The following is a 21,930-nucleotide window of genomic DNA, read 5'->3' as shown; positions in this document are numbered from 1 at the left end:
GCCGCCTGCATATTGCCCTATTTTACTGGGAGGAGAGTGCTCCGTCGTTCATTCCGTAGACGGTATCGCACAAGTCCAGCATTTCCCTGTCGTGGGTAACCATGACGGTGGCTATGCCCATCTCGCGGGCGCGCTGGGCCAGCAGCTCCACCACCTCGCGACTGCGTGCACTGTCCAGGGCGGCGGTGGGCTCGTCGAGCAGCATTACTGCTGGCTTGGTGACCATTGCTCGGGCAATGCCCACGCGCTGGCGCTCGCCACCGGAGAGCTGGCCCGGGCGATGCTTGGCCCGGTGCTCCATGCCTACCGCTGCCAGCAGCGGCATTGGGTCGAAATTGCGCGGACCCTTGGCCAGGCGATTGACCATGCGCAGCTGATCTGCTGCGGTCAACGACGGGATCAGATTGCCTGATTGGAACACGAACCCCACGTCCTTCAGGCGGTACTTCGCGCGCTGGCGTTTGGTGGCGGTGATCAGCTCGCGGCCGCCCAGTTTCACCGAACCGGAATCGGGCAAGGAAAGCGCGCCTGCTACGGCCAGCAGCGAGGACTTGCCGGAACCCGATGGGCCGACAACCGCTGCGAATTCACCGTTCGCGACATGCAGATTGACGTGGTCCAGCACGCGGACGCGCTGCTCACCGTCACCCAATTCCAAGCTGACGTCGCTTAGCACGAGGCCCTCGCTGAGCTGGCTGGCGGACGTTTCTTCAGTGATGCTCAACTGGCTCATCGGTTTCCTCCCAATGCAATTAGCGGGTCAACGCGTGCGATGCGGATGATCGAGATCGCGGCACCGATCAGGCCCAGCATTACGGTCAGCGCGGCGGCAATCGCAATGGGGCCGCCTTCCAGGTCGAATGGCATGCCTGCAGGCATGGCCAGGCCCATGGCAACGCCAAGGCCAAGCCCGGCGGCGGTGAAGAGCAGTAACAGCAGGGCGGCCTGGCTCATGCCATCGCGCAACAGGTAGCGCACCGGTGCGCCGATGGCGCGAAGGACTGCGATTTCCTGCTTGCGCTGGATGGTCCACACCGAGAAGAATGCCCCGACCACCATTGCGCAGATGCCGTAGAGGAAGACTTGGATCATGTCCAGGGTCATGGTCTCGGCTTGGTAGCCAGGCGATGCGTTGAAGGATTCCTGCAACGTCATGCTGGTGGTGGTCGCTGCGGCATCGCCAGCAGCCAAGTCGAGGGTGGTGCCATCGACGGCCTGCAGCGCTACGACACTGCTGTAGTTGAAGTCCATGCCCTTGGCGTCTTCCGCGGTGGGAACGCCCTCGGGGGCAATGCCTGCAGCGATCATGCGCCAGGTGGTCAGTGGCACATAGGCAACGTTGACGTGGCCGAACGTTGCCTGACCGTCGGTGAAGCCGACGACCTTGAGTTCAGTGCCGATGCGGTCCAGGGTCAGCACGGTGCCGATTTCCACGCCCTCTTCGCGCATGGTTTCGGAGACCACCAGTCCATCGAGCGCACCCAGGTTTTTGCCCTCGGAAATCTCGGGAGCCAGGAAGGAGCCAGGCTCGATAGCGAAAAGCGTGACGTCAACTTGCGTGCCTTCATCGATCACGGCATTCATGATCGAGGTCCCCATCGGGGCTGCTTCTGCGACGCCGGGCTGTTCGGCCCACGTTTCGAGTTGCTCCTGGTCAACGACCGAGCGAGAGAATGCATTGTCTGTCTTGGTGCCTTCGTCGAAGGCGAAAGCCGTTACCGGCAGAGCCTTCAGTCCGGAGACACCGTCATTGACTAGTCCGGAGGACAAGCCTGAGAGGATGACCGTAAGCACGGCGATGAGTGCAATGACTGCGCCCATGAGGCTGAAACGCCCCTTGGCAAAAGCCAGCTCCCTAAGTGCGAGAAACATGTTTGGTGGACCTTCACGATATGGAATCAGAAAAGTTGCCGACAGGGTGTCGGCATGATGCAAACAGTATGTCACGAAGATTTCTGGAAGTGCAAAAGGACGTGGTATCGAATGCTTTGGGCGCTCAAGCCAGCGGATCCTCCAAATTCCACTTGTGGCCACCGTTCAGCAAGGGCGTCTGTTTCCGGGATATGGGAAGAGTGCTTTTCGCGAGTCAGTGCACTCGGCAAAGAAGAGGTTGCCCGGCAGGGACTTCGGAGCAAGTTACCGGGATTCAGATGATGACGTTCATCCCGGGCAGTAAAGCGGTTAGGGCATAATATGCCAACTATCCGTAGCATGGAAGGATCCCAAGGAGCTGAACATGTCTACTCTAAATATCGTGCTGACCGAACACCAGCATCTTCTGATCAACGTTTTGGTGTACGCCGGAAGGTATTAACATGCCAGCGAAGTACTTCGGGAAGGGCTTCGCCTGATTGAATGCCGGCAGCAGGAACAGGAACCCACATTTTCTGCCCCGCGCGAGGCCATTCGCACCGGCGCGGCGGATATCGAGGCGGGGCGATCTGCCGAACTTGAACTCAATGGCATCGATGATTTCGTGATGGCCTTGAGTCAGGAAGCGAACCGCGAAGCGAAGCGCTAGTCATGCCCCGCCAGTCCATGGGCAGTCACATGCAGCAAGCACTCGATGACCTGAACACTTTCGTGCTCAAGCAGCAGTAGTCCAGCGTATAGGAGTTGTAGAAGGGCGCTCCGGAGAACTAGGCGTTGAAGCTCTCGGCGAGCAGCCGGTAGGCCTCCAGGCGGTCTGCCGGGTCGCTGACCAGGGTGTTGAGCATCAGTTCATCGGCACCGTGGGACTGCGCCAATGCCAGCAGCTCATCGCGGACCTTCTCAGGAGTGCCCACGATCAGCGCATGGCTGCGTTCCGTAGCCCTGGCACGTTCTTGCGCGCTCCACTCGTAGTTCGCTGCCGTTGCGGTCGAGGGGATTGGTCCATCGTGTCCGAGATCCTTGCGCACACGCCACAGCAAGAGCGCGTTGGCCAAGGCCTGCGCCTTCTCATCGGTGTCAGCGGTGGCGAAGCGAACGGCCAGCACGGTATGGGCGGCGTGCCCGGCGCTGGCCGCGGCCTCGCGGTAGGCGCGGGTGGCAGGCTCGCCACCGGCAGGTCGCAGGAAGTGGCCGTGCACGTAGCCAGCGCCGAGCGTTCCGGGCAGGGGAGCGGAGGAACCGCCAGCGCCCAGCACCCAGACCCGGCCTGCCGGCTCAGTGCCCGAGGCTTCGTGGACTGCATCGAGGTCTTGCACGAGCGCGGTGATCTTCTGCGCGTAGTACGGGTCGGATAGCGCAGCGCGGCCCACGCCGATATCCACCCGGTCCGGGTGCACAGCGGCCAGCAGGCCCATGGCTTCGATGACCTTCTGCGCCTGGTAGTAGGGCAAGAGGATGGCTCCGGTGCCAACCCGGATGCGGGAGGTACGTTCCAACGCCAGTGCGGTCATCATTTCCGGAGCGGCGCTGGCGAAGGACTTGGAATGGTGGTGCTCGGCAAACCAGATGCGATGGTAGCCCAGTGCTTCGGCATCCTGCGCCAATTGCAGGCCGCTGGACAAGGCATCTCTCACAGTAGTGGCATGCTCAGTGAGCGGAACCTGATCAAGGATGGAAAGTCTCATGACGGCAGCCCTGCTATGCGATTATCAGGGGCAAACTGCAGCTGCATCATCAAGTCCTTTCAATGGCGGGGATCCGTGGGCGAGTTTACCCGCTTGCACCGGGTCCCAAGGCATCCACGACGCGGGACCCGTGCGATGCTGGCGATGCAAGTCTCCACCTAGAGGCGGACGCCAACGAGCAGAGATCATTCTCGACGTTGAAGACAGCAGGTGCGTACAAAACTAGTGTTGATCAGTAGATAGAGCACTACCCGCTTCAACCTCGGAAAAAGGAAAACCATGCACGGCACTTCCCGTTCGGCAATCAATCGCACTTCGACTTGGCTGGCGGCCAGTTCCGCGGCACTCGTCCTCGGCATGAGCCTGACCGGCTGCGGTGCTGTTGATGACTGGGACAAAGCGACTGCGGATGCCTGGGCGGTGACCTACGAGGTGACCGTGAGCGGGGAAAACGCTGATGCGCTGAGCGATGTGTCCTACCTCGATTCGCCCAGCCGTGGCGAAGATTCTGCTGAAGTGACCGAGGAGTCGGTGGTCACCACCAGCGACGCTGGCAAGAAGAACGAAACGAGCTGGAGCACCGAAAGCGTCATCACCGCAGAAAAAGACGCGGCCATTGCGGCCACGCCTGCCGAAGGCAGCACTGCTACCTGCCGGATCCTGCTCGACGGGGTGAAGGAAATTGCGGCGCAGACCGGCAAGCCCGGAGAACGCGTGGAATGCGCGGTCACGACCCCTGCCTTCGGCGAAAAATAGAGCACGGCAGCAGCCAGGCCGAGGATCAGGGCGAGTACCGGAAGCATCTGACGAGTAATTGGCCTGCTTCAAAACTAAGCGAGCATTCCCAGAGGTCGGGAGAGCGCCAGAGCCCAGCAGGCACTAGCCACGAAGATGACGAGTCGAAGTCCAGCAGCTGTGTCATAGGTGGCATCCTGCGGCAGTCAGCGAATGCAATTGCTCTTCGTCAAGTCAATTTTCGACGATTTACAGAAATCGAACTCTTTAGTAGTTGACTCATTCGCCATTGGATTCGATCAGCGCGACGGTGCGTTTCGGGAGCCGGACTTTGAATAGAGATGGGGTATAAGATGGCACCTTCAGGGGAGCCAGTACAAACCACCACCGACGGACGCTACCTGATAATCAAGGGGCGGCGGTGGAGGGCCAGTGATCCCTCGATCCCTGCGAAACTACGCCAGGAGCTGGTCAACGAGCTGGTGTCAGCCCGCCGGGCCGTCATGCAAGGCGAAGACGGCGCTAGGAAGCGCGTGAATGATGCCAAGCTCGCACTGGGCGAACGTGGACAGCCATGGTGGGAGGATCCGGACCCGGACTCAATGGGAGAGCGAATTCGCGCGACCATTCGCACCTTGCTGAGCCATAGGGTAGACACGTCAATCTGCCCGAGCGATGTTGCACGCATAGTGGGTGGGCCGGACGAAGGGTGGCGCAAGTACATGGGCCAAGTGCGCCAGATTGCGGCGGCATTGGCCACGCAAGGTGAAGTCGTCGCAACACAAAATGGCGAGCCCGTGGAAGCTGACGGTGCCAAAGGCCCAATTCGGATTAGTCGCCGACGCCCAGACGAATAAAATAGCCCGATCTCTGGGGAAAAACCGATGATATGCAGGTGCCAAGCTTTCATGCCCGATGCAGAGGGAGTGCTTCGGGTAAGAAACCGACCCTCCAGATGTCGTGCTCGGTAACCATGGGCCGGCTGTGGCCACTGAAGGTATCGAAAGCAATCCTGGAGCCCCTCGAAGAGGCGGTAGATCTCGTCATGGCGGTCAATATCGAGCACGACTCGGTAGGGGATAAATCTTTCGCTGAGCTCATCCAATTCGTCCTGAAATGCCCAACTGCCGACGTTGCGATGAAAGTCGGCAGTTGAATGAAGCGGATGCTGCGTCCCAGGCAGCTTTCCGCGCTGATGGTGAGCTTTTCCTAACGCCTTTCACGAGAAGACGTCATTGAGAGGGGACTGGCAGGCAGAAGAGTCCGGTTCGAAGGCTACGAAGGGGGAGCGTCCTCGCTTCATGGGTGATGCCATCACGCGTTGTGCATCTTGTTGCGGCTTCTTGGCTGTTCCGGGTCCTGGTATCCGCAAACCTGGATAGAGGACCGAGGCCAACAACTAGCCCCAGACGGAGCCTGGTTCTGGCTCGCCAGCCGTCCCACGGGGGTACTGGCTGGTGAGCAGGTCAATGAGCCAGAACCGGAGCTAAGGTGTTTACCTGGTAGTGCCCGCCGCGACGCGCTCGGCTCCAGATTGGTGTGCTGGCATCGGGTATCGAGCCGATGAGGTGGTTCGCGACTGCATCGCGGGGCAGGCCGGGATCTTGTGGGCGACGGCAGTGTTCTTCCAGAATTTCACGCGGAACTCAGCAATGAGCTCGGTGGCCAGGCGTTCGAAGAACTCTCCCATGGTGAGTCGATCAGCGCAGGCCTTGGTGACTTTCAGTGCTGCTTGGGGGACGGTGACATGCATCATGTGCAGTTCCTCGGTCTGCGGATCGAGCATGGCCATCAGCACTGCGCGGCCATGGATCGATGCCATTCCCATGGCATCGTTGAGCGTTTCGGCCGGCTGGGTCATGACGATCGGCATTCCCTGCGCCCAGCCGTAGTCGGACAGGTGGGCTTTGCCTTCACGGGTGGCGAGAAAATCAGCGACTCTGACTGCGGTTCGGGTTCGTACGATTCGACCTGGCATTTTAGATACTTCCCTTTCTTGCACTGCTCATGAAAATAGCGATATTGACGTAAGGCTCCGCGGCGGGATGCGCTTTGGAAAGGTTCTTTCGTTTTGGTGCTGCCGCTCTTGGCGGGCGGCGGGTGCTGCAGGTCCTAGGCCATGCTCAAATCTGCAGGGGATGCATCTGATTGACTTCCCGAACTGGCGGGTTCGAGCCCTGACCCGGGGGTGGGGGTCTGCTTCGGTGCGGCGAAAGGCTGATCGAGCCAATGCGCGGGGAGTTCGGCCCCGGGTGCGTGCTCTGGTGCTGCGAGAAGGCTCTCCTTGCCCGCGACGGCGAACTGCAGATTCTTTACCTCGAAGCGGACACCGAGCGCTGTTTCGATCTGCGGCAGGAGGGTGTCGTTGACGTACTGCATCAACTCGGACACCTGGTCTTCGCTTTTTGCCGTGCATGCCAAGTTGATGACCAGCTGCTCTGGGGAGCCGGTAATGGTGCATATTGCTGAATGCACGGTATCCCGGCTCTGGCACTGTTCAGAGGCGAAGGTGGCGATCTTCTGAATTCGCGTGCTCCACGCGTTGCCTTGCTGCGGGGAGGTTTCTACGGGAACTGCTAAGGATTTTTTCATCTTTCACTCCGGTACTGATAGCTGTTTCGTAGTAGAATATCTTTAGACAGGCTAACTATTAGCTAGGTTACATGAATTTTTCGGTGTTGGGCAAGCTGGACCTCGCGGAAAAGGGCATTGGAAGCCCCGGGGGTTGCGGGCATGGCGTTCGTATCCGGCGGAAGGAGTTCTTCTCATGAGCAGCTATCAAGCCAGCGGGTATTGGTATGGCGAGGGCGGTTCGGTGCCCGAGGCAGTGGATTTGCTGAATCTGATGCGCAGGTACCGTGAGGCCGAGCGCAGGATGCGAGCTGCGACCCGCGGTTCGATGGGGATGAACGAGACCGATATGTCCGCGCTGCGATTCCTGCTCGCCGCGCACAGCAAAGGGGTGACACCCCGCCAGCGGGATTTTGCTGAGGAACTGGGGATTTCCAATGCTTCGGTGTCGGTATTGATCGACCGGTTATGCCGCGATGGGTATGCCGAGCGTGTTGTGCATCCTGCGGATCGGCGGTCTGTGGGAATTGTGCCCACGGATTACAGCGATACGGAAGTTCGTGGAACGCTGCATCGGATGCATGAGCAGATGATGGATGCCGTAGGCACGCTCTCCGAGGCCGAGCGGGTTGCGGCAGCCAAGTTCCTGGAGGCTATGATCCGCAGTGTCGAAATCGATGACGATCCAAGCCGGCCATCCGTGGAGACGGGCGTGATGAGGGAGAGTGCCCTGCCTTCGCGGTAGGCGCAAGGCGCTGAGCATGTGATTCGCCCACGGTGCGTAACTTGGCTGCCGGCTTGACTGCCAGCCCTGCCGCGGGGCGATCCTGGTCGATCGGCTAGGGCATTTATCGGGTGTGTGCCAGATGTGCCAAGGAGCCCGTTTCCGGGTTTCTGGGGAAAACCTTATGGCTGCTGCCATGGATAACCCGGGATCGTAGGGTGGGAGCAGCAAAATTATTTAGCCGGTCTAACAAGTTAGGATGATGCAAATGCGACGAAAGCACCTTGACGTCAGTGTCAGCCATGACGAGTTCGAAGATCTGAATAACGCTCTGGAGGACCATCGAGATGGTTTCAAGAGGATGGCCGACGAGGCGGCCAATGGCTTCGGCTTGGAACCGGAATACTGGGAAGGGCGAGCTGCGGAAGTCGAGGGTCTGCGCGAGACGATTCACGAGCACAGTACTGACGAGCTCGAACAGGGCGAGTCTTCCACCAAAGAAGCGGACACTGGCCCCGAGGTCGATTCGGCTCGGGATCGGGACTTCGAGTCTGATTCTCGTCAATGAACATCCGGCGCAGACATGCCAGATGCGCTTCCTCGCACGGCAACGGTCCACCGCGATTCCGTGGTGGACCGTTGCTCTGCAGGTGCAGTTAGGCACGCTTGCGCGTGAGCACTCCCCAAATAACCGGTACTATCAACGAACCGCCGATGGCCAGAAGCCAACTGGACAGGGACCAGAACTGATCCACTCCTTCACCGAAGACAGCTGAGCCGATCCAGCCACCTACGACAGCGCCGACGATGCCCAGCAGTAAAGTAGCGAGCCATCCGCCGCCCTGCTCTCCGGGTTTGATGGCCTTGGCAATAGCACCGGCTATCAGTCCCAGAACGATCCAACCTAAAATACCCATGAGCTCTTCTCTGGGGTTCCCGCAACTAGTGGACTGTGAGTCTTGTAGTGGCTGATTGAATTGTCCCGGAAATCATGCCGCTAACTTACTAGCGGCAACATCGGGTAAAGTGCCGGTGATTTCATCATCGTAGAGTTCCTCGAACTCCACCGGAGTCCGATAGCCGAGCGTCGAATGCAACCGAGCATGGTTGTACCAATGCACCCATTCGACCACCAGATCATCCACGTCAGCTTTGGCAGCCAAGGTGCCCGCTACGGAACGGGGAGTCCCTGGCCACGGCCTCATTCTTGAACAGCCCCATCACGGTCTCGGCAGCGGCGTTGTCGAACGCGTCGCCGATCGAACCGATCGACGGGATCAGTCCTTCGGTGGCCAGCGTCTGCGTATACCTCTGCGACGTATACTCGCTGCCCGCGTCCGAGTGGTGCACGGTGCCCTGAACAGCGCTTTTACGAGACCCTGAGCCTGTGCGGCGCTGCCATAACGCCATCCGGAGAGCTTCCTCCACGAACTCCGTATCATGCGAGGTGAAGCTCGCCCAAGACAAGATCCGCCGCGAGAACAGGTCGATCACGAACGACACGTACGTGAACCCGGCACCGGTGGGAACATAAGTACAATCAGTGATCCAAACTTTATCAGGTGCATCGGTAAAGAAATTGCGGTTTATCAGATCCTTGGCCCGCACGGTGTCCTTGGCCCGAATCGTGGTGACGGTCCGCCGGCCCCGGACCAGGCCTTTCATTCGCGCGTCGCGCATCAACCGGTCCACGGTGTGCTTGGAGACATCGGGGAAGCCATTGCGCTGCAGCCAGGCTCGCATCTTCCGCCGCCCGTACAGCACCTCGGGTCGAGGTCTGCCGGTTGCCGGGTCGGGCTGCTGCAGGTCGTGCAGGACGTTGAGGATCTGGGCATCGGTGATGGCCCGGGACGCCGGTTGGCGTTGCTTCCAGCCGCGATAAGTGCGCGCAGAGACCTTCATGCCCTGGATTCCCAGGGCCTGGCAGAACGGAGAAGGCTGCGTAGCCGCACTCACGCTGCTGGTCAATGAACTCGGTGATTAGTGCCGGCGAGGGTCGAGCTCCCTCGCGAAGAAAATCGCTGACTGCCGGAGGATTTCATTGGTCTCTTCCAGGTCTTTGACCTTGGCTTTCAGGGCCTTGGTCTCGGCGAGTTCTTCGCTGGTGGGTCCAGTGCGGTCCCCGGCATCGACTTGGGCCTGGACGACCCAGCGGCGGAGCGTCTCGGCACCAATGTTCAGTTTCGGTGCGAGGTCTTGGCAGGCTCCGTAGACGGACTTGTAGCGGTCCAGACGATCCAGGACGTAGGTGACGGCGCGGCCCTTGACTTCAGGGGTGTACTGCTTGGGCATGTGTTCCATTCTCTCAAATAGGAACGGCATGAAACCCGGGACGATTCAGATCCCAGACCAGCCACTACAAGACTCACAGTCCACTAATTCAGGCTAACCCCAATCACCGGACAAGGACAACACTCCGGCATGATGAACCAAACGATCAATCATCGCTGAGGCGACAACATCATCGCCAAAGACCTCGCCCCCGGCCAAAGGGATCTTCTGCACGGGAGTAAACTTTCTACATCACCGCGTGCGCTCCGCCGTCTACGACCAGGTGGGATCCAGTGACCCATTTGGCTTCATCTGAGGCGAAATAAAGTCCGGCGTACGCAACCGCCAGTGGATCGCCCGGCTTGCCGGAGATCGTGCGTTCAACGATCGGCGCTACCGGTGCTTTATCGCCCAGCTCGGCATACATGGCCAGGATCGGTGGGGTGGCCATGACGCCGGGGCTGACGCAATTGACTCGAACGCCCACCGCGATACCCTCCGCGGCTAGCTGCTTGGTCAACGCAATGACTGCACCCTTAGCGGCGGCGTGAGCCGCCTGCGGCAAGGCGCGCGCGCCTTGGACTCCGGCCACCGAACCGATATTCACAATTGCGCCACCGGATTTGGCCAAATGCGGCCACGCGCTCTGGCAGGCATGCCAGACCAGATCCAGCTCGTTCTGGATGGTGAAGCGGTAATCCTCTCCACTCATCTGGGCGAAGGGCGCAAATTTAGGCATGCTCGCATTGTTGTAGAGCACATCAACCTTGCCGAAGCGTTCGACGGCGCCGTTGATCCAGGCATCGATTGCCTCGCGCTGGCCCAGATCCACCGGAGCGCTGGAATCGATAGAGCCACCTTCGGCTTCGATGAGCCGAACCGTTTCCGCTGCGCTTTCCTCGTTGAGATCACAACCGACCACTGTGGCACCTTCGCGGGCAAAAAGCCTTGCGGTTTCCCGACCCATGCCACCGCCGATACCTGTAAGCAGGACAATTTTTCCAGCTAGACGACCATCGGTCATGATGATTTCTCCATTTACTTAGATGCCTGTAGTTGACCTTATGCAATCACCTTCTTTTTACCGCTGGAACCCGCAAGGCACCGATGGTGCAGTGCGTGCACACTTCTGTGCACGCACTGCACCATCGAGTGAGAGCTGCCCCACACAGGGCCAAGCTGGAGCACCATGGAACTCACACAATAGCTTCACCTTCAGCGCTATTTAGGAGACCTGAAAAGATGAGCAATACCTCTGAGACCACTACCCGTCCGCTTCCTCCGGGAGTCACCGAAGCCGACCTGGACAACGCCTTGGCAGCTTTTTCTGAAGCCATCGGAGCCGATAATGTAGCCACCGACGCTGAATCTTTGGAAGACTTCCAGGATCCCTTCCAAGACCCGGGCACTGCCACCAATGTGCCCTCCGGCGTTGTCAGTCCCCGGAGCACCGAGGACGTGCAGGCGATCGTGAAGATTGCCAACCAATACAACATCCCACTGTGGCCCATCGGCCGCGGCAAGAACAACGGCTACGGCGGTGCGGCACCGCAGGTGCGCGGCTCGGTGATGCTCTCCTTCCGGGAGATGAACAAAGTCCTGGAGATCAACGAAGAACTCGGCTACGCGATCGTGGAGCCGGGCGTGAGCTGGTACGACCTGCACGACGCTATCGAGGCCGGCGGGCATAACCTAGTGGCCTCCATCGTGGACATCGGTTGGGGAGGGGTCGTCTCCAATACGCTGGAGCACGGGCTGACCTACATGCCGTACTCGATCGACCAGGCCTCGCACTGCGGCTTCGAGGTGGTGCTGCCCAATGGGGACCTCATGCGCACCGGCTCGGGCGCCATGGACAACAACCCGACCTGGCCGCTGTACAAGCGCGGTCTAGGCCCGACCTCTACCGAGATGTTCATGCAGTCGAACTATGGCATCGTCACCAAGATGGGCTACTGGCTGATGCCCAAGCCTGAAACGTACATGCCATTGTGGCTGCGCGTCTGGGACGAGGAGCAGATGCCAGCAGTGGTGGACGCGCTGCGCGAGCTTATGCTCGACGGCACCATCGACATGCGTCCGCAGCTGTCCAACACGCTGTGCATGGCTTCAATGCTCACCACCCGCGCCGAGTGGTACGCCGGCGAGGGCCCGATGCCGGAAGAGGTCATCGACAAGATCGCCAAGGAGATGGGACTTGGGCGTTGGATGATGCGCTTTGCGCTCTATGGCGACGAGGCTGTGGTCGACCATAACTTCGCCAAGCTTAAGGCACGTTTCCTGCAGATCCCGAGCGTTGACCTGGTAGGCCAAAAACATGGAAAGGAAGCCTGGGAGACGCTGCCCAATCCGCACGAACGGGTGCAGATCGGGGTGCCGAGCCAGGACCTGTACAAAATGGCCGGCTGGTCCGGCGGCGAAGAAGGCGGCCACGTCGATTTCTCGCCGGTCATTCCGCTCACCGGGAAGAATGCGATTGCCGCGCAGAAGATGATGCGGGAAATGTGCGCCGAGGCGGGACTTGATTTCCTCGGCGGCATGCTCCCCATCAACGCGCGGTCGACCACGTTCATCAACGTAATTGCCTTCGACACGAAGAACCCCGAGCAGGTCGCCAATGCGTATGCGCTGGCCAAGCGGATGGTTGCCGAAGCCGGTAAGCGCGGCTACGGCGAGTACCGGGCGCACCTGTCCTTCATGGACCTGGCGGCCGAGCAATTCGGCTTCAATGACCACGCGCTGCGCCGCTTCAACGAGCAGATCAAGGACACTCTTGATCCAAATGGGATCATCGCCCCGGGCAAGTCAGGGATCTGGGGCACTCGCATGCGCGAGGCTGGATTCCCGCAGGCCTAAGCGAACTCAGGGTGCTAGTCCCTGCCTTCAGGGCAGGGAGTAGCACCCTTGAAGTCACTATGCTTCTTGCAGGCGCCAAGAAATCGAAGCCTCTGGCCACGACAGGCTAGGCTGCTAGCCGGGCATCCCGGGGTGAGTAACCATGTACTTCGCGGAACGCCCGGCTGAAGCTTGCCGGGTGCAGATATCCCCATTTGGCCGCAATCGAGGCAACGGACCTTTCCGGGAAACGCCGTAGTTCCCCGGCGGCGCCTTCCAGACGGCGTTCGCGAATCCATGCCGAGACGCCTAGCCCGGTTTGCGCGAAGAGCTTGTGCACGTAGCGGGTCGAAACGTAGTGGGCCTGTGCGATCAGTTCGGGCCCGAGCTGCGGATCGTGGAGTTGGTCCAGCGCGAAGCGTTGCATCTGCGCCAAGAGGGTCTGCGGCCGGGTGGCTAATGCCGAAGGGTTTTCTCGTTGGAACATGTTGGCCAGCATGGGCAGTAGCATTTGTGCGGCGCTTGGTCCGTCCCGTTCATCCAAGTTGCCGCCGAGCGCGGTGCGTGCCAGGTTCGCCAAGAACGGTGCCGTCAAGGTAGTGAGGCCACCTCTGCTGCCGCCGCCCACCCGAATGGCGGTCTGGCCGACGATGGTTTCAGCCCGAGTCCCAATGAACCACTTGGGAACGCTGAATACAAGCACCTCGAAGTCCCCGCGGCTTTCAAAGATTGAGGGAGTTGAGGTGTCTTGGCAGGCTAAGTCGCCGGGTCGCAGCAGGCATTGGCGCTCATCTTGCCCTATGAGAATCTCGCCCTTAGTGAGCAAATAGAGCAAGATGCTTTCCGGGTCGGCTGCAGCGATCATCTGCTGGGTGCGTGCCACTCGGTGTGCGAGTCCTTGGATGGACTGCACTGCCACCGAGCCAAGCTGGCCGCTGGCCAAGCGTGCTTCGAAAGACGGGGACACAAATTCCTCGACGCGCATGGGGAAGAAGCGTTCGGCAATCCCTGCGGACCAGTAATCCCGGCGCTCGGCGGCGGGTACCGAGCGGGTGTCGAGTACGGCGGTCATCGTTGCGCCCCGAAGGAAAAAATGAGCATGGTTGCCGTGACCTTTCCCGAGAAGTTCGATTCGTATCGTTTCGATTGTAATTCGGGTCACAAGATAAAGCAATGAGTGGGCCCTGGACTCAGCGCGCTTTGAGGAAAATTTGTCTTTGAGTTGAACGGGGATAGTCAGCTTGGTTCGCTGGCCTCCAACGCCTCGATGGCATAATCGATGACGGCTCGGGCACGAGCGCTGGGTGTAAATCCCGTCGGCCAGACGGCAACCACCGAGGTCACTCCGCTGCGCGGATTTAGGTGGCGCGTCACCAGGCCCAGCCCCTCGCTGGACACCGGGATCTGGTTGGGACGTGACATCAGCAGGCTGTAGCCAAGGCCGCGTCCGACCAATGCACGCACGAGGTCGATCTGCGGAACGATGGCGCCGAATATCGGGGTCAGCTCGCGCTGGGAGAACATCAATTGCGTGTAATCAGAGCTTGGGGCAGTATCGAGCATGATCAACGGCTTGGCTGCCAAATCGGCCAGATCGATAGACTGCGCACTAGCCAGTGGATCGGACTGCGCAAGCACCGCCATCACTTCAGTTTCATAAACAACACTGCGCTGCAAAGTTGCCGGCAATCCGATATCGTAAACGACCGCAACATCGAGCGAACCGTCCGCCAAGGCGGGCAGAAGGTCGGAGTGGTCTCCTACGGTGATGCGGATTTCCACTTCAGGGTGCAGTCTTGCAATCCCTTCCAGTACCGCTGGCAGGACGTTGCTGGCTAATCCCGTATAACAGCCCAGTGAGACCGGGCCGCGCAATTCACCGCTGACTTCGGAGAGCTCTCCAGCCAAGGAATCAGTGGCACGTAAAATTTCGCTGGCCCGCGAGGCGAAATGCGTTCCGGCGGGGGTGAGGTACATGCCGCGCGCCTTGCGCCGCACGCAAAGCTGCTCACCTACGGCCGTTTCCAGTTCGGTGATCGCGTGAGACAGCGCAGAATCTGACATGTGCAGGGACTGCGCAGCGGAGTTCAAAGTCTGGTGATTAGGCAGCTGGGCAAATAATTCCAATTGGCGCAGGGTGAATTTAGCCACCGGCTATTTCCTAACTAATCGAAGAAGTATCGTTAATATTCGCAGTTTACTGTTGGTTAGTCCGATGTGACACTTGGTGAAACAACGAACCCAGGCCCAAGCTAGGAGCCAACCATGAGCGCGAACACAGCCCGTTGCCCAATGGGACATGGAACTACCGAACTGCCCGAACAAGCCGAGAGTCGCCCGACGCATGTAGACGGCGTACAACATTCTGGAGCAAAAGAGGTTCCGGTAGTCAATTGGCTTCAACCGGCGCAGCTGCTCGCAGGTCCGTATGGGAGTTATGCCCGGCTGCGTACCGAAGCCCCGGTCGCCTGGGTGCCGGTGCTCAACAAATTCCTCGTCACCAGTTATGCCGGATGCCATGAAATTGAGCAGGATCAGAGCATCTTCAGCGCTAATGTCTCCGGATCAACCATGAATCGTGCCATCGGAGCGCACCCGATGCTGCGCAAAGATGATCCGGAACACGCCACTGATCGACTTGCGGTCAATCCGGTACTGCGACCGAAGAACATCAAGGAAGCCTGGGCAGAGGTGTTTGCCCACAATGCTGATATCTACCTCGATGAGTTGGAGGACGTTGGTCCGGATAACGCCGATCTTAACCGCGACTATGCAGCCCCGTTGGCCGCCAAAAACCTCGGAGATTTGGTGGGTTTGAAGGACGTCGATGTTCAAACGGTACGCACCTGGTCGCACGACTTTATTGCCGGGATAGGAAATGTCTTAGATGACCCGGAGATCTGGAGGCGTTGCGAGGCATCCACGGAGCAAGCCGACGCGCTGATCAACGAACTCATTCCGCACTATCAACTGCACCCCAATGCTTCCATGCTTTCGGCCTGGGCCAACAGTGGTTTACCCGATGCAAATATCACGGCCAACGTGAAGCTAAGCATTTCCGGAGGCATGAACGAACCGCAACATATGGTCACCAATATCGTGTGGGCACTGAGCAATCATCCCGACCAACGAGAGCAAGTCCTGGCTGATCCTACGCGGTGGACCGCGGTCTTTGATGAGGCGGTGCGATGGCTCTCTCCTATCGGCATGTACCCACGAGAAACCACCGTGGACACGGTGTTGGAAGGGGTTAGGATTCCGGCCGGCTCGGGTATCGCAGTGGTGGTTGCCGCGGCCAATCATGACCCTGCCCAGTTCGGGGAAAACGCGGCGGACTTTGATATCAGCCGGCCTAAAAAATCACACCTCGCCTTTGGTGCCGGAGTGCACCTGTGCGCGGGGCATTGGGCGGCGAAGAGTGCCATCGGCCAAATCGCCGTGCCGAAAGCCTATGAACGATTCCCCGGGCTGCGCATTGAAGAATCTCGCCCCGGGCAATGGGCAGGTTGGGTCTTCCGTGGGTTGACCAGCCTACCGGTCACCTGGAACTGAGCAACCAAGAAACTTTTACAGGAGCAAACATGCCTAGCATTACCTTTACCCAGCCAGACGGAACCGCGCAACGACTCGAAGTTGAGCAGGGAACCACCTTGATGCGCGCTGCGGTGAGCAATGGAATTGACGGAATCGTGGGGGAATGCGGCGGACAGGCGATGTGCGCAACCTGCCACGTGTACATCCGTCCGGAATATGCGGACGCGCTTCCCGAACTCGGAGCAGACGAGGACGAAATGCTTGACTGCACTGCGGCAGAACGCACCGAACGTTCACGGTTGGGCTGCCAGATCAGCACCGGGGCATCGCTGCCCGAAATTATTGTTGATATTCCCGCGGGCTAGGTGTAGTCATGAGCGTAGTAATCATAGGCGGCGGTCAAAGCGCGCTGCAGGTTGCAGATTCGCTGCGCGGCAACGGATATACCGAGCAGATCACAATTGTTGCCGATGAGGCCGGGCTTCCATACCAACGGCCACCGTTGTCCAAGGACTTCCTCTCTCCGCAAGGCACACCCAAGCCATTGCCGCTGCGTGGTGAAAATTTCTTTTCGCAGAAGAGCATCAACCTGCTCGACGGCGTTAGCGCCATCGACATCGACCGTCCGAACCGCCAGGTGGCACTGTCCAACAGAAACTCCCTGGGGTATACGCATTTGGTACTCGCTACCGGTGCGCGTAACAGGCTCATTGAATGTCCGGGTTCGAAGCTCGATGGCGTGCATTCGCTGCGCACGTTGGACGATGTGCAGGATCTGCACGCTGCGTTGCCCGCGGCCAAAAATGTGGTGGTCGTTGGGGCGGGATTTATCGGGCTCGAATTTGCTGCGGCCGCCAGAGCCCACGACTGCCATGTAACTGTGCTGGAATTCGCCGCACGCCCAATGGCCCGTGCGCTCAGTGAGCCGATGAGCCAGTGGTTCGCGCAAGCTCACCGGGACCTTGGTGTCGAGTTGCGGCTGAACGAGGGAATCGAAAGATTCGAAGCGGCGGGCGGGGGAGAAGTAATGGCTGCGGTCTCGAGCACCGGGCAGCGATACCCGGCGGATCTGGTGTTAGTGGGCGTTGGAGTTTTGCCCAACGTAGCTCTGGCTGAAAATGCCGGGTTGGAGACTTCGAACGGAATTGTGGTGGATCAGTGCCTGCGCACCTCGGATCCCAGCATCTTTGCCTTGGGCGACTGCGCCAATTTCCCTAATGTGCATTCGCCGGGCCGAACACGGCTTGAATCGGTGCAAAATGCTACGGACCAAGCTAGGCATTTAGCCGGCAGTATTCTCGGCGACGAGAGCCCTTATGCGGATCTCCCATGGTTCTGGTCCACCCAAGGACCTTACCGCTTGCAAATAGCTGGCCTCAGCCAAGCTGGTGACGATACCCTGGTGCTCGGCGATCCCCGGACCGCGAAATTTTCGGTGCTGTGTTTCCGAGGTGAGGCCTTGGCGGCGGTCGAATCGGTCAACTTGCCGGCAGATCATCTGGCAGCCCGGAAGCTGATCGGAGCAGGAACCCGCATTACCCGTGCCGAGGCCGAAGAAGCAGGATTCGCGCTGAAAAATCGGGCGCGAGTTATTGCAGGAGCCGTCTGATCGGATTATCGCTGATGTTTGGTTTGGGTTCTTCCTTGTGGAAGCCGACGGAAGCTCAAAATCTTGGAAGCGCCAGAGTGATTGTGTACGTTTCGTATTGAATGCGAAAACGCGTATGGTTGTGCCATGGCAATTAGAAGTGAAGGTAGTCGTCGAGCGATTCTCGAAGCAACCATGAAGTTGCTCGACAATTCAGGGTCCGCCGGTGTTTCCGTTCAGAAACTATCTATCGAGCGTATCGCCCGCGAGGCCGGAGTCAGCAAAACCACCATTTACCGTTGGTGGCCTAGCAAGGTTGCGGTGGTCATTGATACGTTCTTGGATAATCACGTAGCTCGCACTCCGGTTCGTGAAGATATCCCGGCTATCGATGCTCTGCGCGAGCACCTCAAATCCCTGACGGAGGTCTATGCCGGCGGCGAGGGCCGCCTGGTGGCCCAGCTTGTCGGTGAGTGCCAGCAGGATCACGCGGCACTGACTGAGTTCAAGGATCGTTTCTGGAATCCGCGAGCGGCAGCGGTACGTGCGCTCATTGAACGTGTTATGGACGAAGGTGCGATGCGCTCGGACCTTGATCCGATGATGGTGACCGAGATGCTTTATGCTCCAGTGTATTTCCGACTGCTTGTTGAGTCTGGACCTCTGGACGCGGCCGCGGTTAACGAGATTTTGGAAACCGCCCTGGAGGGTCTCGCGGTGAGAAAATAAGACTCAAGAAATCCCTGCACCTTCACGAGCTCTGCGCGTGAAGGTGCAGGGATTTCTTCATGAGAAAAGAAGTTCACATTAGCCATAAACGATCATTGTCCTTGTAGGATACGATACGGTTCGTATATATTTATTTCAGAGCGCATTGATTGAACTTTTTCTACTCTATGGCGCAGGCCAGAGCTATTTTCATGCCAATCAAAACATTTCACGCGGTCTTCGGAGCTGAACCAGGCACGCTGCCGCCATGAAAGGAATCGTCAACGTGAGTACAGCCATTGCAGCGAATGATGCGGTGATAGTCGCCTATAGCAGGACGCCTATCGGTCGTGCACGCAAGGGTTCCCTTGCGGGGGAACGCCCGGAAGATCTTGGGTTAGCCGCAGTGCGCGGTGCTATGGCCAAGCTCCCGCAGCTTCAGGGCGAGCATATCGCCGACTCCTACTTCGGCTGCGCCATGCCGCAGGGCGCGCAAGGGGACAATGTGGGCCGCCGAATTATGGTGCTCGCCGGACTAGACAATGTACCCGCGGCGACGGTGAATCGATTTTGCGCATCCTCGTTGCAAGCTACCGCTATGGCAGCCCAAGCGATCCGTGCAGGGGATGGAGAGGTGTTCGTGGTCGGAGGCGTTGAGTCAACGAGCAGCACCCCACCGATCACCGACTCTCCATACCCCGGGTTCGCGCAATCCGCCCACCGTGCTGACGAGCTTTTTGAATCCGGTGCGCAGTGGAGCGACCCGCGAACCGCAGGCCAACTGCCTGATATTTACATCTCCATGGGCAAGACCGCAGAATTTGTTGCCCGGAAAACAGGTACGACAAGAGCGGACCAAGATCAATGGGCGCTGACCTCTCAACTACGCGCTTCCCAAGCAGTTAAGGACGGGTACTTCGCACGGGAAATCACGCCGTTCACCACCGATGCCGGCATGCTGGTGAAAGATGATGACGGGCCGCGGCCCAGCACCAGCTTGGAAACGCTATCCGGACTAAAACCGGTATTCCATGAATCCGGCACAGTGACCGCCGGCAATGCAAGCCCGTTGAACGACGGAGCCTCCGCGTTAGTCGTGATGAGCGCACAACGCGCGGATGAACTGGGATTGACTCCGCTGGCACGTATTCTGGGCAGCGCAGCCAGCGGACTGTCCCCTGAAATTATGGGTCTAGGACCTGTGGAGTCGTCCCGGCGCCTGCTGCAGCGACTGGGCTTGGGAATCAATGACATTGACATTGTGGAACTCAATGAAGCATTCGCCGCACAGGTAGTTCCTACGGTGCGGGAATTGGGTGCCGACCCGGAGAAGGTCAACCCCTTTGGCGGTGCCATTGCTCTGGGTCACCCATTTGGTGCCACAGGTACCAGGCTTGTGGGCACTCTGGTTAATGGATTGCAAGCCAAGGATGGAGCTCTCGGTTTGGCGACGCTTTGCGTGGGTGGCGGCCAGGGGATGGCGATGGTTGTGGAGCGTTTATCATGAGTCAGCAAGCCCAGATTGCCGAACCGGCACACTCGATGCTTGCCGCAGACAAGAGTCTGGAACGGCTAGGGATCCGCGTGTTGAGCGCCAGCAAAGGGCGCGCCACCGCGGTTTTGCAGGTGGAATTCGATATGGCCAACGGACACGGCATTGCCCACGGTGGCTACGTTTTTGCCGTGGCGGATACCGCATTTGCCATGGCTGCGAACACCTTCGGCGCGGGCATTGCCACGGCCGAGGCCGATATCTCTTATCTCAGCCCGGCCCATATTGGCGAAGAGCTGGTGGCGCAGGCCGAAGTGAGTTTCCATGAAGGGCGGCGAATGATTGTCGACGTCCTGGTGCGTGCCGGAAAGCGAACCGTGGCGGTTTATCGGGGCAGTGGACGAGCATTGCGCACGGGGACCGAACCGACCATGTAATGTCCAACGACAGGGCACCCGAGGAATGCTCAATCTCCTCGGGTGCCTTTTGTACTTCAATGACCAGAAGCACATAGCAAAACTGCGCCCGAGTTCCGTCTGGAATCCGGATGCAGTTTCCTAGTGGACTACTTCTTGGCGTCCTTGGCCATCTTGGCGTTGGCCAGCTTGTCGGCAAGGCCCATCAGCGACGGCGACCCTGCTGCGGCAATGACAAAGGCATCTACCGGACGCTTCAGCTTGGTAGCCAAGGATTCTTCGGCACCGGCCAGTGCCGCTTCACGACCCATGGCAGGGTTCAGGTGGCAACGAACCGGGACGTTGAGAATCAATCGACGCAAGCATGAATTGTCATGGTCGCACCAGTTGATCTTTTCCTGTTGGCCTTGGAGTACCTTATTGGGGAATTCGGGGTCGGCCAGCAGCTGGCGGGCGAGCATAATTCCGTCGGCATAGCCGTCCTCGATTGCTTGCGCAGCCTGCTGCGGTTCGTAGGTGTTGCTGAGCAAGAGCGGAACATTCGGCAAATACTTGCGGAAGATCTGCGGCTCGCTGTGCGCCAGCATCTGTCCGGAAGAGGACGGGAGATTGTCGTCCATCGACTCGTAATTCGCATCGGTCAGCGCGATGTACCCGACACCTTCCTTGACGACATAGGTCATGACCTCGGCAAAACCTTCCGGACCCTGCCCATCGGGCAGATGGTCGTTCACGCTCATGCGTACGCCCACCGGGTAGTCGGGGCCGACTTCGGCACGTATCGCTCTAATGGTGTCCGCTAGGAAGCGGGCGCGGTTCTCCGCGCTGCCACCGTACTCATCGCTGCGCCAGTTGGTGCGGGGGGAGAAAAAGGATGAGTAGAGGTAGCGCATATGGGCACCGATCTCGATCCCGTCGAACCCCGCTGCCTTGGCGCGAAGTACCGCGGCGACGGTCTCGTTCTGGACCTCGAGCAGCTCTTCCCTAGTGATTTCTTCAGGAGTTGGGGTGGTCCGTCCGCCGGGGATATACATTCCATGGGGCAAGCGCGGTGCCGCCATGCGCACCGGCTTCGGGCTGGCGGCGCGGGTGGTGCGTCCCTCTCCCGGTACTCCCATGGCGCCGAAGGCCGGAAAGATCTGCGCGAAGAGAGGAACGCCGTACGCGTGGACCGCGTCTACCATCTTCTTGAGTCCTGGAATGAACCGGTCATTATCAAAACGCATGAGTGGCTGGAAGGGTGCCTCCGCATATCCGCTTTCGGTGGCCACGGTGCCGCCAACGATCAGCAGACCCGCGCCGCCCTTGGCGCGGGTGGTGAGGAAAGCGATGGTCTGTTCGCTGGGACTTCCGTCCTTGGTTGGCTGCAGCACTGCCATCGGGCTGAGCACAAAGCGGTTCTTGATCGTCAGCCCGTCGATTTTCCAGGAGCTGGAAAGAACCTTGGAGGCGGACACGGTGCTGGTCTCGGTAGACATTTTTCTCCTTGAAAGGACTGC

The 21,930-nt window shown here is 59.3% G+C and carries 24 protein-coding genes and 1 pseudogene; 11 read left to right on the top strand and 14 right to left on the bottom strand.

Going from position 1 to position 21,930, the window contains the following annotated elements; all coding sequences use genetic code 11:
• Window positions 1–22 precede the first annotated feature (22 nt).
• The 3 genes from EKH49_RS02375 to EKH49_RS02360 all read right to left on the bottom strand — a co-directional run bounded on the left by EKH49_RS02375 (window position 23) and on the right by EKH49_RS02360 (window position 3,557).
• On the bottom strand, window positions 23–733 hold the full coding sequence (locus EKH49_RS02375) for an ABC transporter ATP-binding protein (protein WP_128469530.1): 711 nt from the start codon (window positions 731–733) through the stop codon (window positions 23–25).
• On the bottom strand, window positions 730–1,872 hold the full coding sequence (locus tag EKH49_RS02370; protein ID WP_128469529.1) for an FtsX-like permease family protein: 1,143 nt from the start codon (window positions 1,870–1,872) through the stop codon (window positions 730–732). Before EKH49_RS02370 ends, EKH49_RS02375 begins: the two co-directional genes overlap by 4 nt.
• A gap of 767 nt (window positions 1,873–2,639) precedes the next feature.
• Complete coding sequence (locus EKH49_RS02360; RefSeq protein WP_128469528.1) at window positions 2,640–3,557, bottom strand: LLM class flavin-dependent oxidoreductase; 918 nt, start codon at window positions 3,555–3,557, stop codon at window positions 2,640–2,642.
• A gap of 279 nt (window positions 3,558–3,836) precedes the next feature.
• On the opposite strand from EKH49_RS02360, the gene EKH49_RS02355 reads away from it, so the two are divergent.
• Complete coding sequence (locus tag EKH49_RS02355; protein WP_128469527.1) at window positions 3,837–4,313, top strand: hypothetical protein; 477 nt, start codon at window positions 3,837–3,839, stop codon at window positions 4,311–4,313.
• Between the two features lie 332 nt (window positions 4,314–4,645).
• On the top strand, window positions 4,646–5,149 hold the full coding sequence (locus EKH49_RS02350; RefSeq protein WP_128469526.1) for a DUF3253 domain-containing protein: 504 nt from the start codon (window positions 4,646–4,648) through the stop codon (window positions 5,147–5,149).
• A gap of 638 nt (window positions 5,150–5,787) precedes the next feature.
• Here the strand turns inward: EKH49_RS02350 and EKH49_RS02345 are convergent.
• Together EKH49_RS02345 and EKH49_RS02340 are read right to left on the bottom strand one after the other, a co-directional pair.
• Window positions 5,788–6,270: a hypothetical protein gene (locus EKH49_RS02345; protein WP_128469525.1), complete on the bottom strand. Its 483-nt coding sequence runs from the start codon at window positions 6,268–6,270 to the stop codon at window positions 5,788–5,790.
• Between the two features lie 134 nt (window positions 6,271–6,404).
• Window positions 6,405–6,884, bottom strand: coding sequence for a hypothetical protein (locus EKH49_RS02340; protein ID WP_128469524.1), 480 nt, complete (start codon window positions 6,882–6,884; stop codon window positions 6,405–6,407).
• Between the two features lie 175 nt (window positions 6,885–7,059).
• Between EKH49_RS02340 and EKH49_RS02335 the strand changes: the two genes are divergently transcribed.
• Window positions 7,060–7,608 (top strand): MarR family winged helix-turn-helix transcriptional regulator, encoded by a 549-nt coding sequence (locus tag EKH49_RS02335; RefSeq protein WP_128469523.1) that lies wholly within the window; start codon window positions 7,060–7,062, stop codon window positions 7,606–7,608.
• Window positions 7,609–7,855: 247 nt separating this feature from the next.
• Window positions 7,856–8,155 carry a hypothetical protein gene (locus EKH49_RS02330; protein WP_128469522.1) on the top strand — a complete coding sequence of 100 codons (300 nt, stop codon included), beginning with the start codon at window positions 7,856–7,858 and terminating at the stop codon, window positions 8,153–8,155.
• A gap of 88 nt (window positions 8,156–8,243) precedes the next feature.
• On the opposite strand, the gene EKH49_RS02325 is transcribed toward EKH49_RS02330, so the two are convergent.
• The 6 genes and pseudogenes from EKH49_RS02325 to EKH49_RS02300 all read right to left on the bottom strand — a co-directional run bounded on the left by EKH49_RS02325 (window position 8,244) and on the right by EKH49_RS02300 (window position 10,882).
• Window positions 8,244–8,504 (bottom strand): GlsB/YeaQ/YmgE family stress response membrane protein, encoded by a 261-nt coding sequence (locus EKH49_RS02325; RefSeq protein WP_128469521.1) that lies wholly within the window; start codon window positions 8,502–8,504, stop codon window positions 8,244–8,246.
• Window positions 8,505–8,576: 72 nt separating this feature from the next.
• Window positions 8,577–8,732 (bottom strand): integrase core domain-containing protein, encoded by a 156-nt coding sequence (locus EKH49_RS02320; protein ID WP_161567429.1) that lies wholly within the window; start codon window positions 8,730–8,732, stop codon window positions 8,577–8,579.
• A gap of 1 nt (window position 8,733) precedes the next feature.
• The gene (locus EKH49_RS02315; protein ID WP_128469519.1) at window positions 8,734–9,489 is read right to left on the bottom strand and encodes an IS3 family transposase; all 756 of its coding nucleotides are present in this window, start codon (window positions 9,487–9,489) and stop codon (window positions 8,734–8,736) included.
• A 78-nt stretch (window positions 9,490–9,567) separates the two neighbouring features.
• Entirely contained in the window at window positions 9,568–9,879 is a 312-nt protein-coding gene (locus EKH49_RS02310) for a transposase (protein ID WP_128469518.1), read from the bottom strand.
• Between the two features lie 93 nt (window positions 9,880–9,972).
• Window positions 9,973–10,068: pseudogene (locus EKH49_RS17145) on the bottom strand (ATP-binding protein); the annotation flags it as partial.
• 37 nt (window positions 10,069–10,105) lie between these two features.
• The gene (locus EKH49_RS02300; RefSeq protein ID WP_128469517.1) at window positions 10,106–10,882 is read right to left on the bottom strand and encodes an SDR family NAD(P)-dependent oxidoreductase; all 777 of its coding nucleotides are present in this window, start codon (window positions 10,880–10,882) and stop codon (window positions 10,106–10,108) included.
• 218 nt (window positions 10,883–11,100) lie between these two features.
• Here EKH49_RS02300 and EKH49_RS02295 point away from each other — a divergent pair, with 218 nt between their 5' ends.
• The gene (locus EKH49_RS02295) at window positions 11,101–12,714 is read left to right on the top strand and encodes an FAD-binding oxidoreductase (protein ID WP_161567428.1); all 1,614 of its coding nucleotides are present in this window, start codon (window positions 11,101–11,103) and stop codon (window positions 12,712–12,714) included.
• A gap of 106 nt (window positions 12,715–12,820) precedes the next feature.
• Here the strand turns inward: EKH49_RS02295 and EKH49_RS02290 are convergent, their stop codons facing one another.
• Together EKH49_RS02290 and EKH49_RS02285 are read right to left on the bottom strand one after the other, a co-directional pair.
• Window positions 12,821–13,765, bottom strand: a complete 945-nt coding sequence (locus EKH49_RS02290; RefSeq protein WP_128469515.1) for a helix-turn-helix domain-containing protein — start codon at window positions 13,763–13,765, stop codon at window positions 12,821–12,823.
• A gap of 164 nt (window positions 13,766–13,929) precedes the next feature.
• On the bottom strand, window positions 13,930–14,844 hold the full coding sequence (locus EKH49_RS02285; RefSeq protein ID WP_105658715.1) for a LysR family transcriptional regulator: 915 nt from the start codon (window positions 14,842–14,844) through the stop codon (window positions 13,930–13,932).
• A 114-nt stretch (window positions 14,845–14,958) separates the two neighbouring features.
• On the opposite strand from EKH49_RS02285, the gene EKH49_RS02280 reads away from it, so the two are divergent.
• The 6 genes from EKH49_RS02280 (at window position 14,959) to EKH49_RS02255 (ending at window position 20,452) form a co-directional block, all read left to right on the top strand.
• Window positions 14,959–16,245: a cytochrome P450 gene (locus tag EKH49_RS02280; protein ID WP_236640988.1), complete on the top strand. Its 1,287-nt coding sequence runs from the start codon at window positions 14,959–14,961 to the stop codon at window positions 16,243–16,245.
• 29 nt (window positions 16,246–16,274) lie between these two features.
• Window positions 16,275–16,592, top strand: coding sequence for a 2Fe-2S iron-sulfur cluster-binding protein (locus tag EKH49_RS02275; RefSeq protein WP_128469514.1), 318 nt, complete (start codon window positions 16,275–16,277; stop codon window positions 16,590–16,592).
• An 8-nt stretch (window positions 16,593–16,600) separates the two neighbouring features.
• Complete coding sequence (locus EKH49_RS02270; RefSeq protein ID WP_128469513.1) at window positions 16,601–17,836, top strand: NAD(P)/FAD-dependent oxidoreductase; 1,236 nt, start codon at window positions 16,601–16,603, stop codon at window positions 17,834–17,836.
• Window positions 17,837–17,962: 126 nt separating this feature from the next.
• Entirely contained in the window at window positions 17,963–18,544 is a 582-nt protein-coding gene (locus EKH49_RS02265) for a TetR/AcrR family transcriptional regulator (RefSeq protein WP_128469512.1), read from the top strand.
• A gap of 265 nt (window positions 18,545–18,809) precedes the next feature.
• Window positions 18,810–20,030 carry an acetyl-CoA C-acyltransferase gene (locus tag EKH49_RS02260; RefSeq protein ID WP_236640987.1) on the top strand — a complete coding sequence of 407 codons (1,221 nt, stop codon included), beginning with the start codon at window positions 18,810–18,812 and terminating at the stop codon, window positions 20,028–20,030.
• Window positions 20,027–20,452, top strand: a complete 426-nt coding sequence (locus tag EKH49_RS02255; protein WP_128469511.1) for a hotdog fold thioesterase — start codon at window positions 20,027–20,029, stop codon at window positions 20,450–20,452. The genes EKH49_RS02260 and EKH49_RS02255 overlap by 4 nt, the downstream gene beginning before the upstream one ends.
• A 128-nt stretch (window positions 20,453–20,580) precedes the next feature.
• On the opposite strand, the gene EKH49_RS02250 is transcribed toward EKH49_RS02255, so the two are convergent.
• The gene (locus tag EKH49_RS02250) at window positions 20,581–21,909 is read right to left on the bottom strand and encodes an NADH:flavin oxidoreductase (RefSeq protein ID WP_128469510.1); all 1,329 of its coding nucleotides are present in this window, start codon (window positions 21,907–21,909) and stop codon (window positions 20,581–20,583) included.
• Window positions 21,910–21,930 lie beyond the last annotated feature (21 nt).

It is taken from the genome of Glutamicibacter sp. HZAU, assembly GCF_004100365.1.
In the GTDB taxonomy this organism is placed as follows: Bacteria; Actinomycetota; Actinomycetes; order Actinomycetales; family Micrococcaceae; genus Glutamicibacter; species Glutamicibacter nicotianae.
The sequence above is the reverse complement of the archived record's forward strand: the minus strand, read 5'-3'. Positions and strand labels throughout refer to the sequence as shown.

Coding starts and splice junctions, on each gene's coding strand:
- EKH49_RS02355 (WP_128469527.1), top strand. CDS start 3,837: ATGCACGGCACTTCCCGTTCGGCAATCAATCGCACTTCGACTTGGCTG.
- EKH49_RS02330 (WP_128469522.1), top strand. CDS start 7,856: ATGCGACGAAAGCACCTTGACGTCAGTGTCAGCCATGACGAGTTCGAA.
- EKH49_RS02345 (WP_128469525.1), bottom strand. CDS start 6,270: ATGCCAGGTCGAATCGTACGAACCCGAACCGCAGTCAGAGTCGCTGAT.
- EKH49_RS02340 (WP_128469524.1), bottom strand. CDS start 6,884: ATGAAAAAATCCTTAGCAGTTCCCGTAGAAACCTCCCCGCAGCAAGGC.
- EKH49_RS02265 (WP_128469512.1), top strand. CDS start 17,963: ATGGCAATTAGAAGTGAAGGTAGTCGTCGAGCGATTCTCGAAGCAACC.
- EKH49_RS02375 (WP_128469530.1), bottom strand. CDS start 733: ATGAGCCAGTTGAGCATCACTGAAGAAACGTCCGCCAGCCAGCTCAGC.
- EKH49_RS02255 (WP_128469511.1), top strand. CDS start 20,027: ATGAGTCAGCAAGCCCAGATTGCCGAACCGGCACACTCGATGCTTGCC.
- EKH49_RS02350 (WP_128469526.1), top strand. CDS start 4,646: ATGGCACCTTCAGGGGAGCCAGTACAAACCACCACCGACGGACGCTAC.
- EKH49_RS02280 (WP_236640988.1), top strand. CDS start 14,959: ATGAGCGCGAACACAGCCCGTTGCCCAATGGGACATGGAACTACCGAA.
- EKH49_RS02335 (WP_128469523.1), top strand. CDS start 7,060: ATGAGCAGCTATCAAGCCAGCGGGTATTGGTATGGCGAGGGCGGTTCG.
- EKH49_RS02360 (WP_128469528.1), bottom strand. CDS start 3,557: ATGAGACTTTCCATCCTTGATCAGGTTCCGCTCACTGAGCATGCCACT.
- EKH49_RS02275 (WP_128469514.1), top strand. CDS start 16,275: ATGCCTAGCATTACCTTTACCCAGCCAGACGGAACCGCGCAACGACTC.
- EKH49_RS02290 (WP_128469515.1), bottom strand. CDS start 13,765: ATGACCGCCGTACTCGACACCCGCTCGGTACCCGCCGCCGAGCGCCGG.
- EKH49_RS02370 (WP_128469529.1), bottom strand. CDS start 1,872: ATGTTTCTCGCACTTAGGGAGCTGGCTTTTGCCAAGGGGCGTTTCAGC.
- EKH49_RS02325 (WP_128469521.1), bottom strand. CDS start 8,504: ATGGGTATTTTAGGTTGGATCGTTCTGGGACTGATAGCCGGTGCTATT.
- EKH49_RS02300 (WP_128469517.1), bottom strand. CDS start 10,882: ATGACCGATGGTCGTCTAGCTGGAAAAATTGTCCTGCTTACAGGTATC.
- EKH49_RS02310 (WP_128469518.1), bottom strand. CDS start 9,879: ATGCCCAAGCAGTACACCCCTGAAGTCAAGGGCCGCGCCGTCACCTAC.
- EKH49_RS02315 (WP_128469519.1), bottom strand. CDS start 9,489: ATGAAGGTCTCTGCGCGCACTTATCGCGGCTGGAAGCAACGCCAACCG.
- EKH49_RS02270 (WP_128469513.1), top strand. CDS start 16,601: ATGAGCGTAGTAATCATAGGCGGCGGTCAAAGCGCGCTGCAGGTTGCA.
- EKH49_RS02250 (WP_128469510.1), bottom strand. CDS start 21,909: ATGTCTACCGAGACCAGCACCGTGTCCGCCTCCAAGGTTCTTTCCAGC.
- EKH49_RS02295 (WP_161567428.1), top strand. CDS start 11,101: ATGAGCAATACCTCTGAGACCACTACCCGTCCGCTTCCTCCGGGAGTC.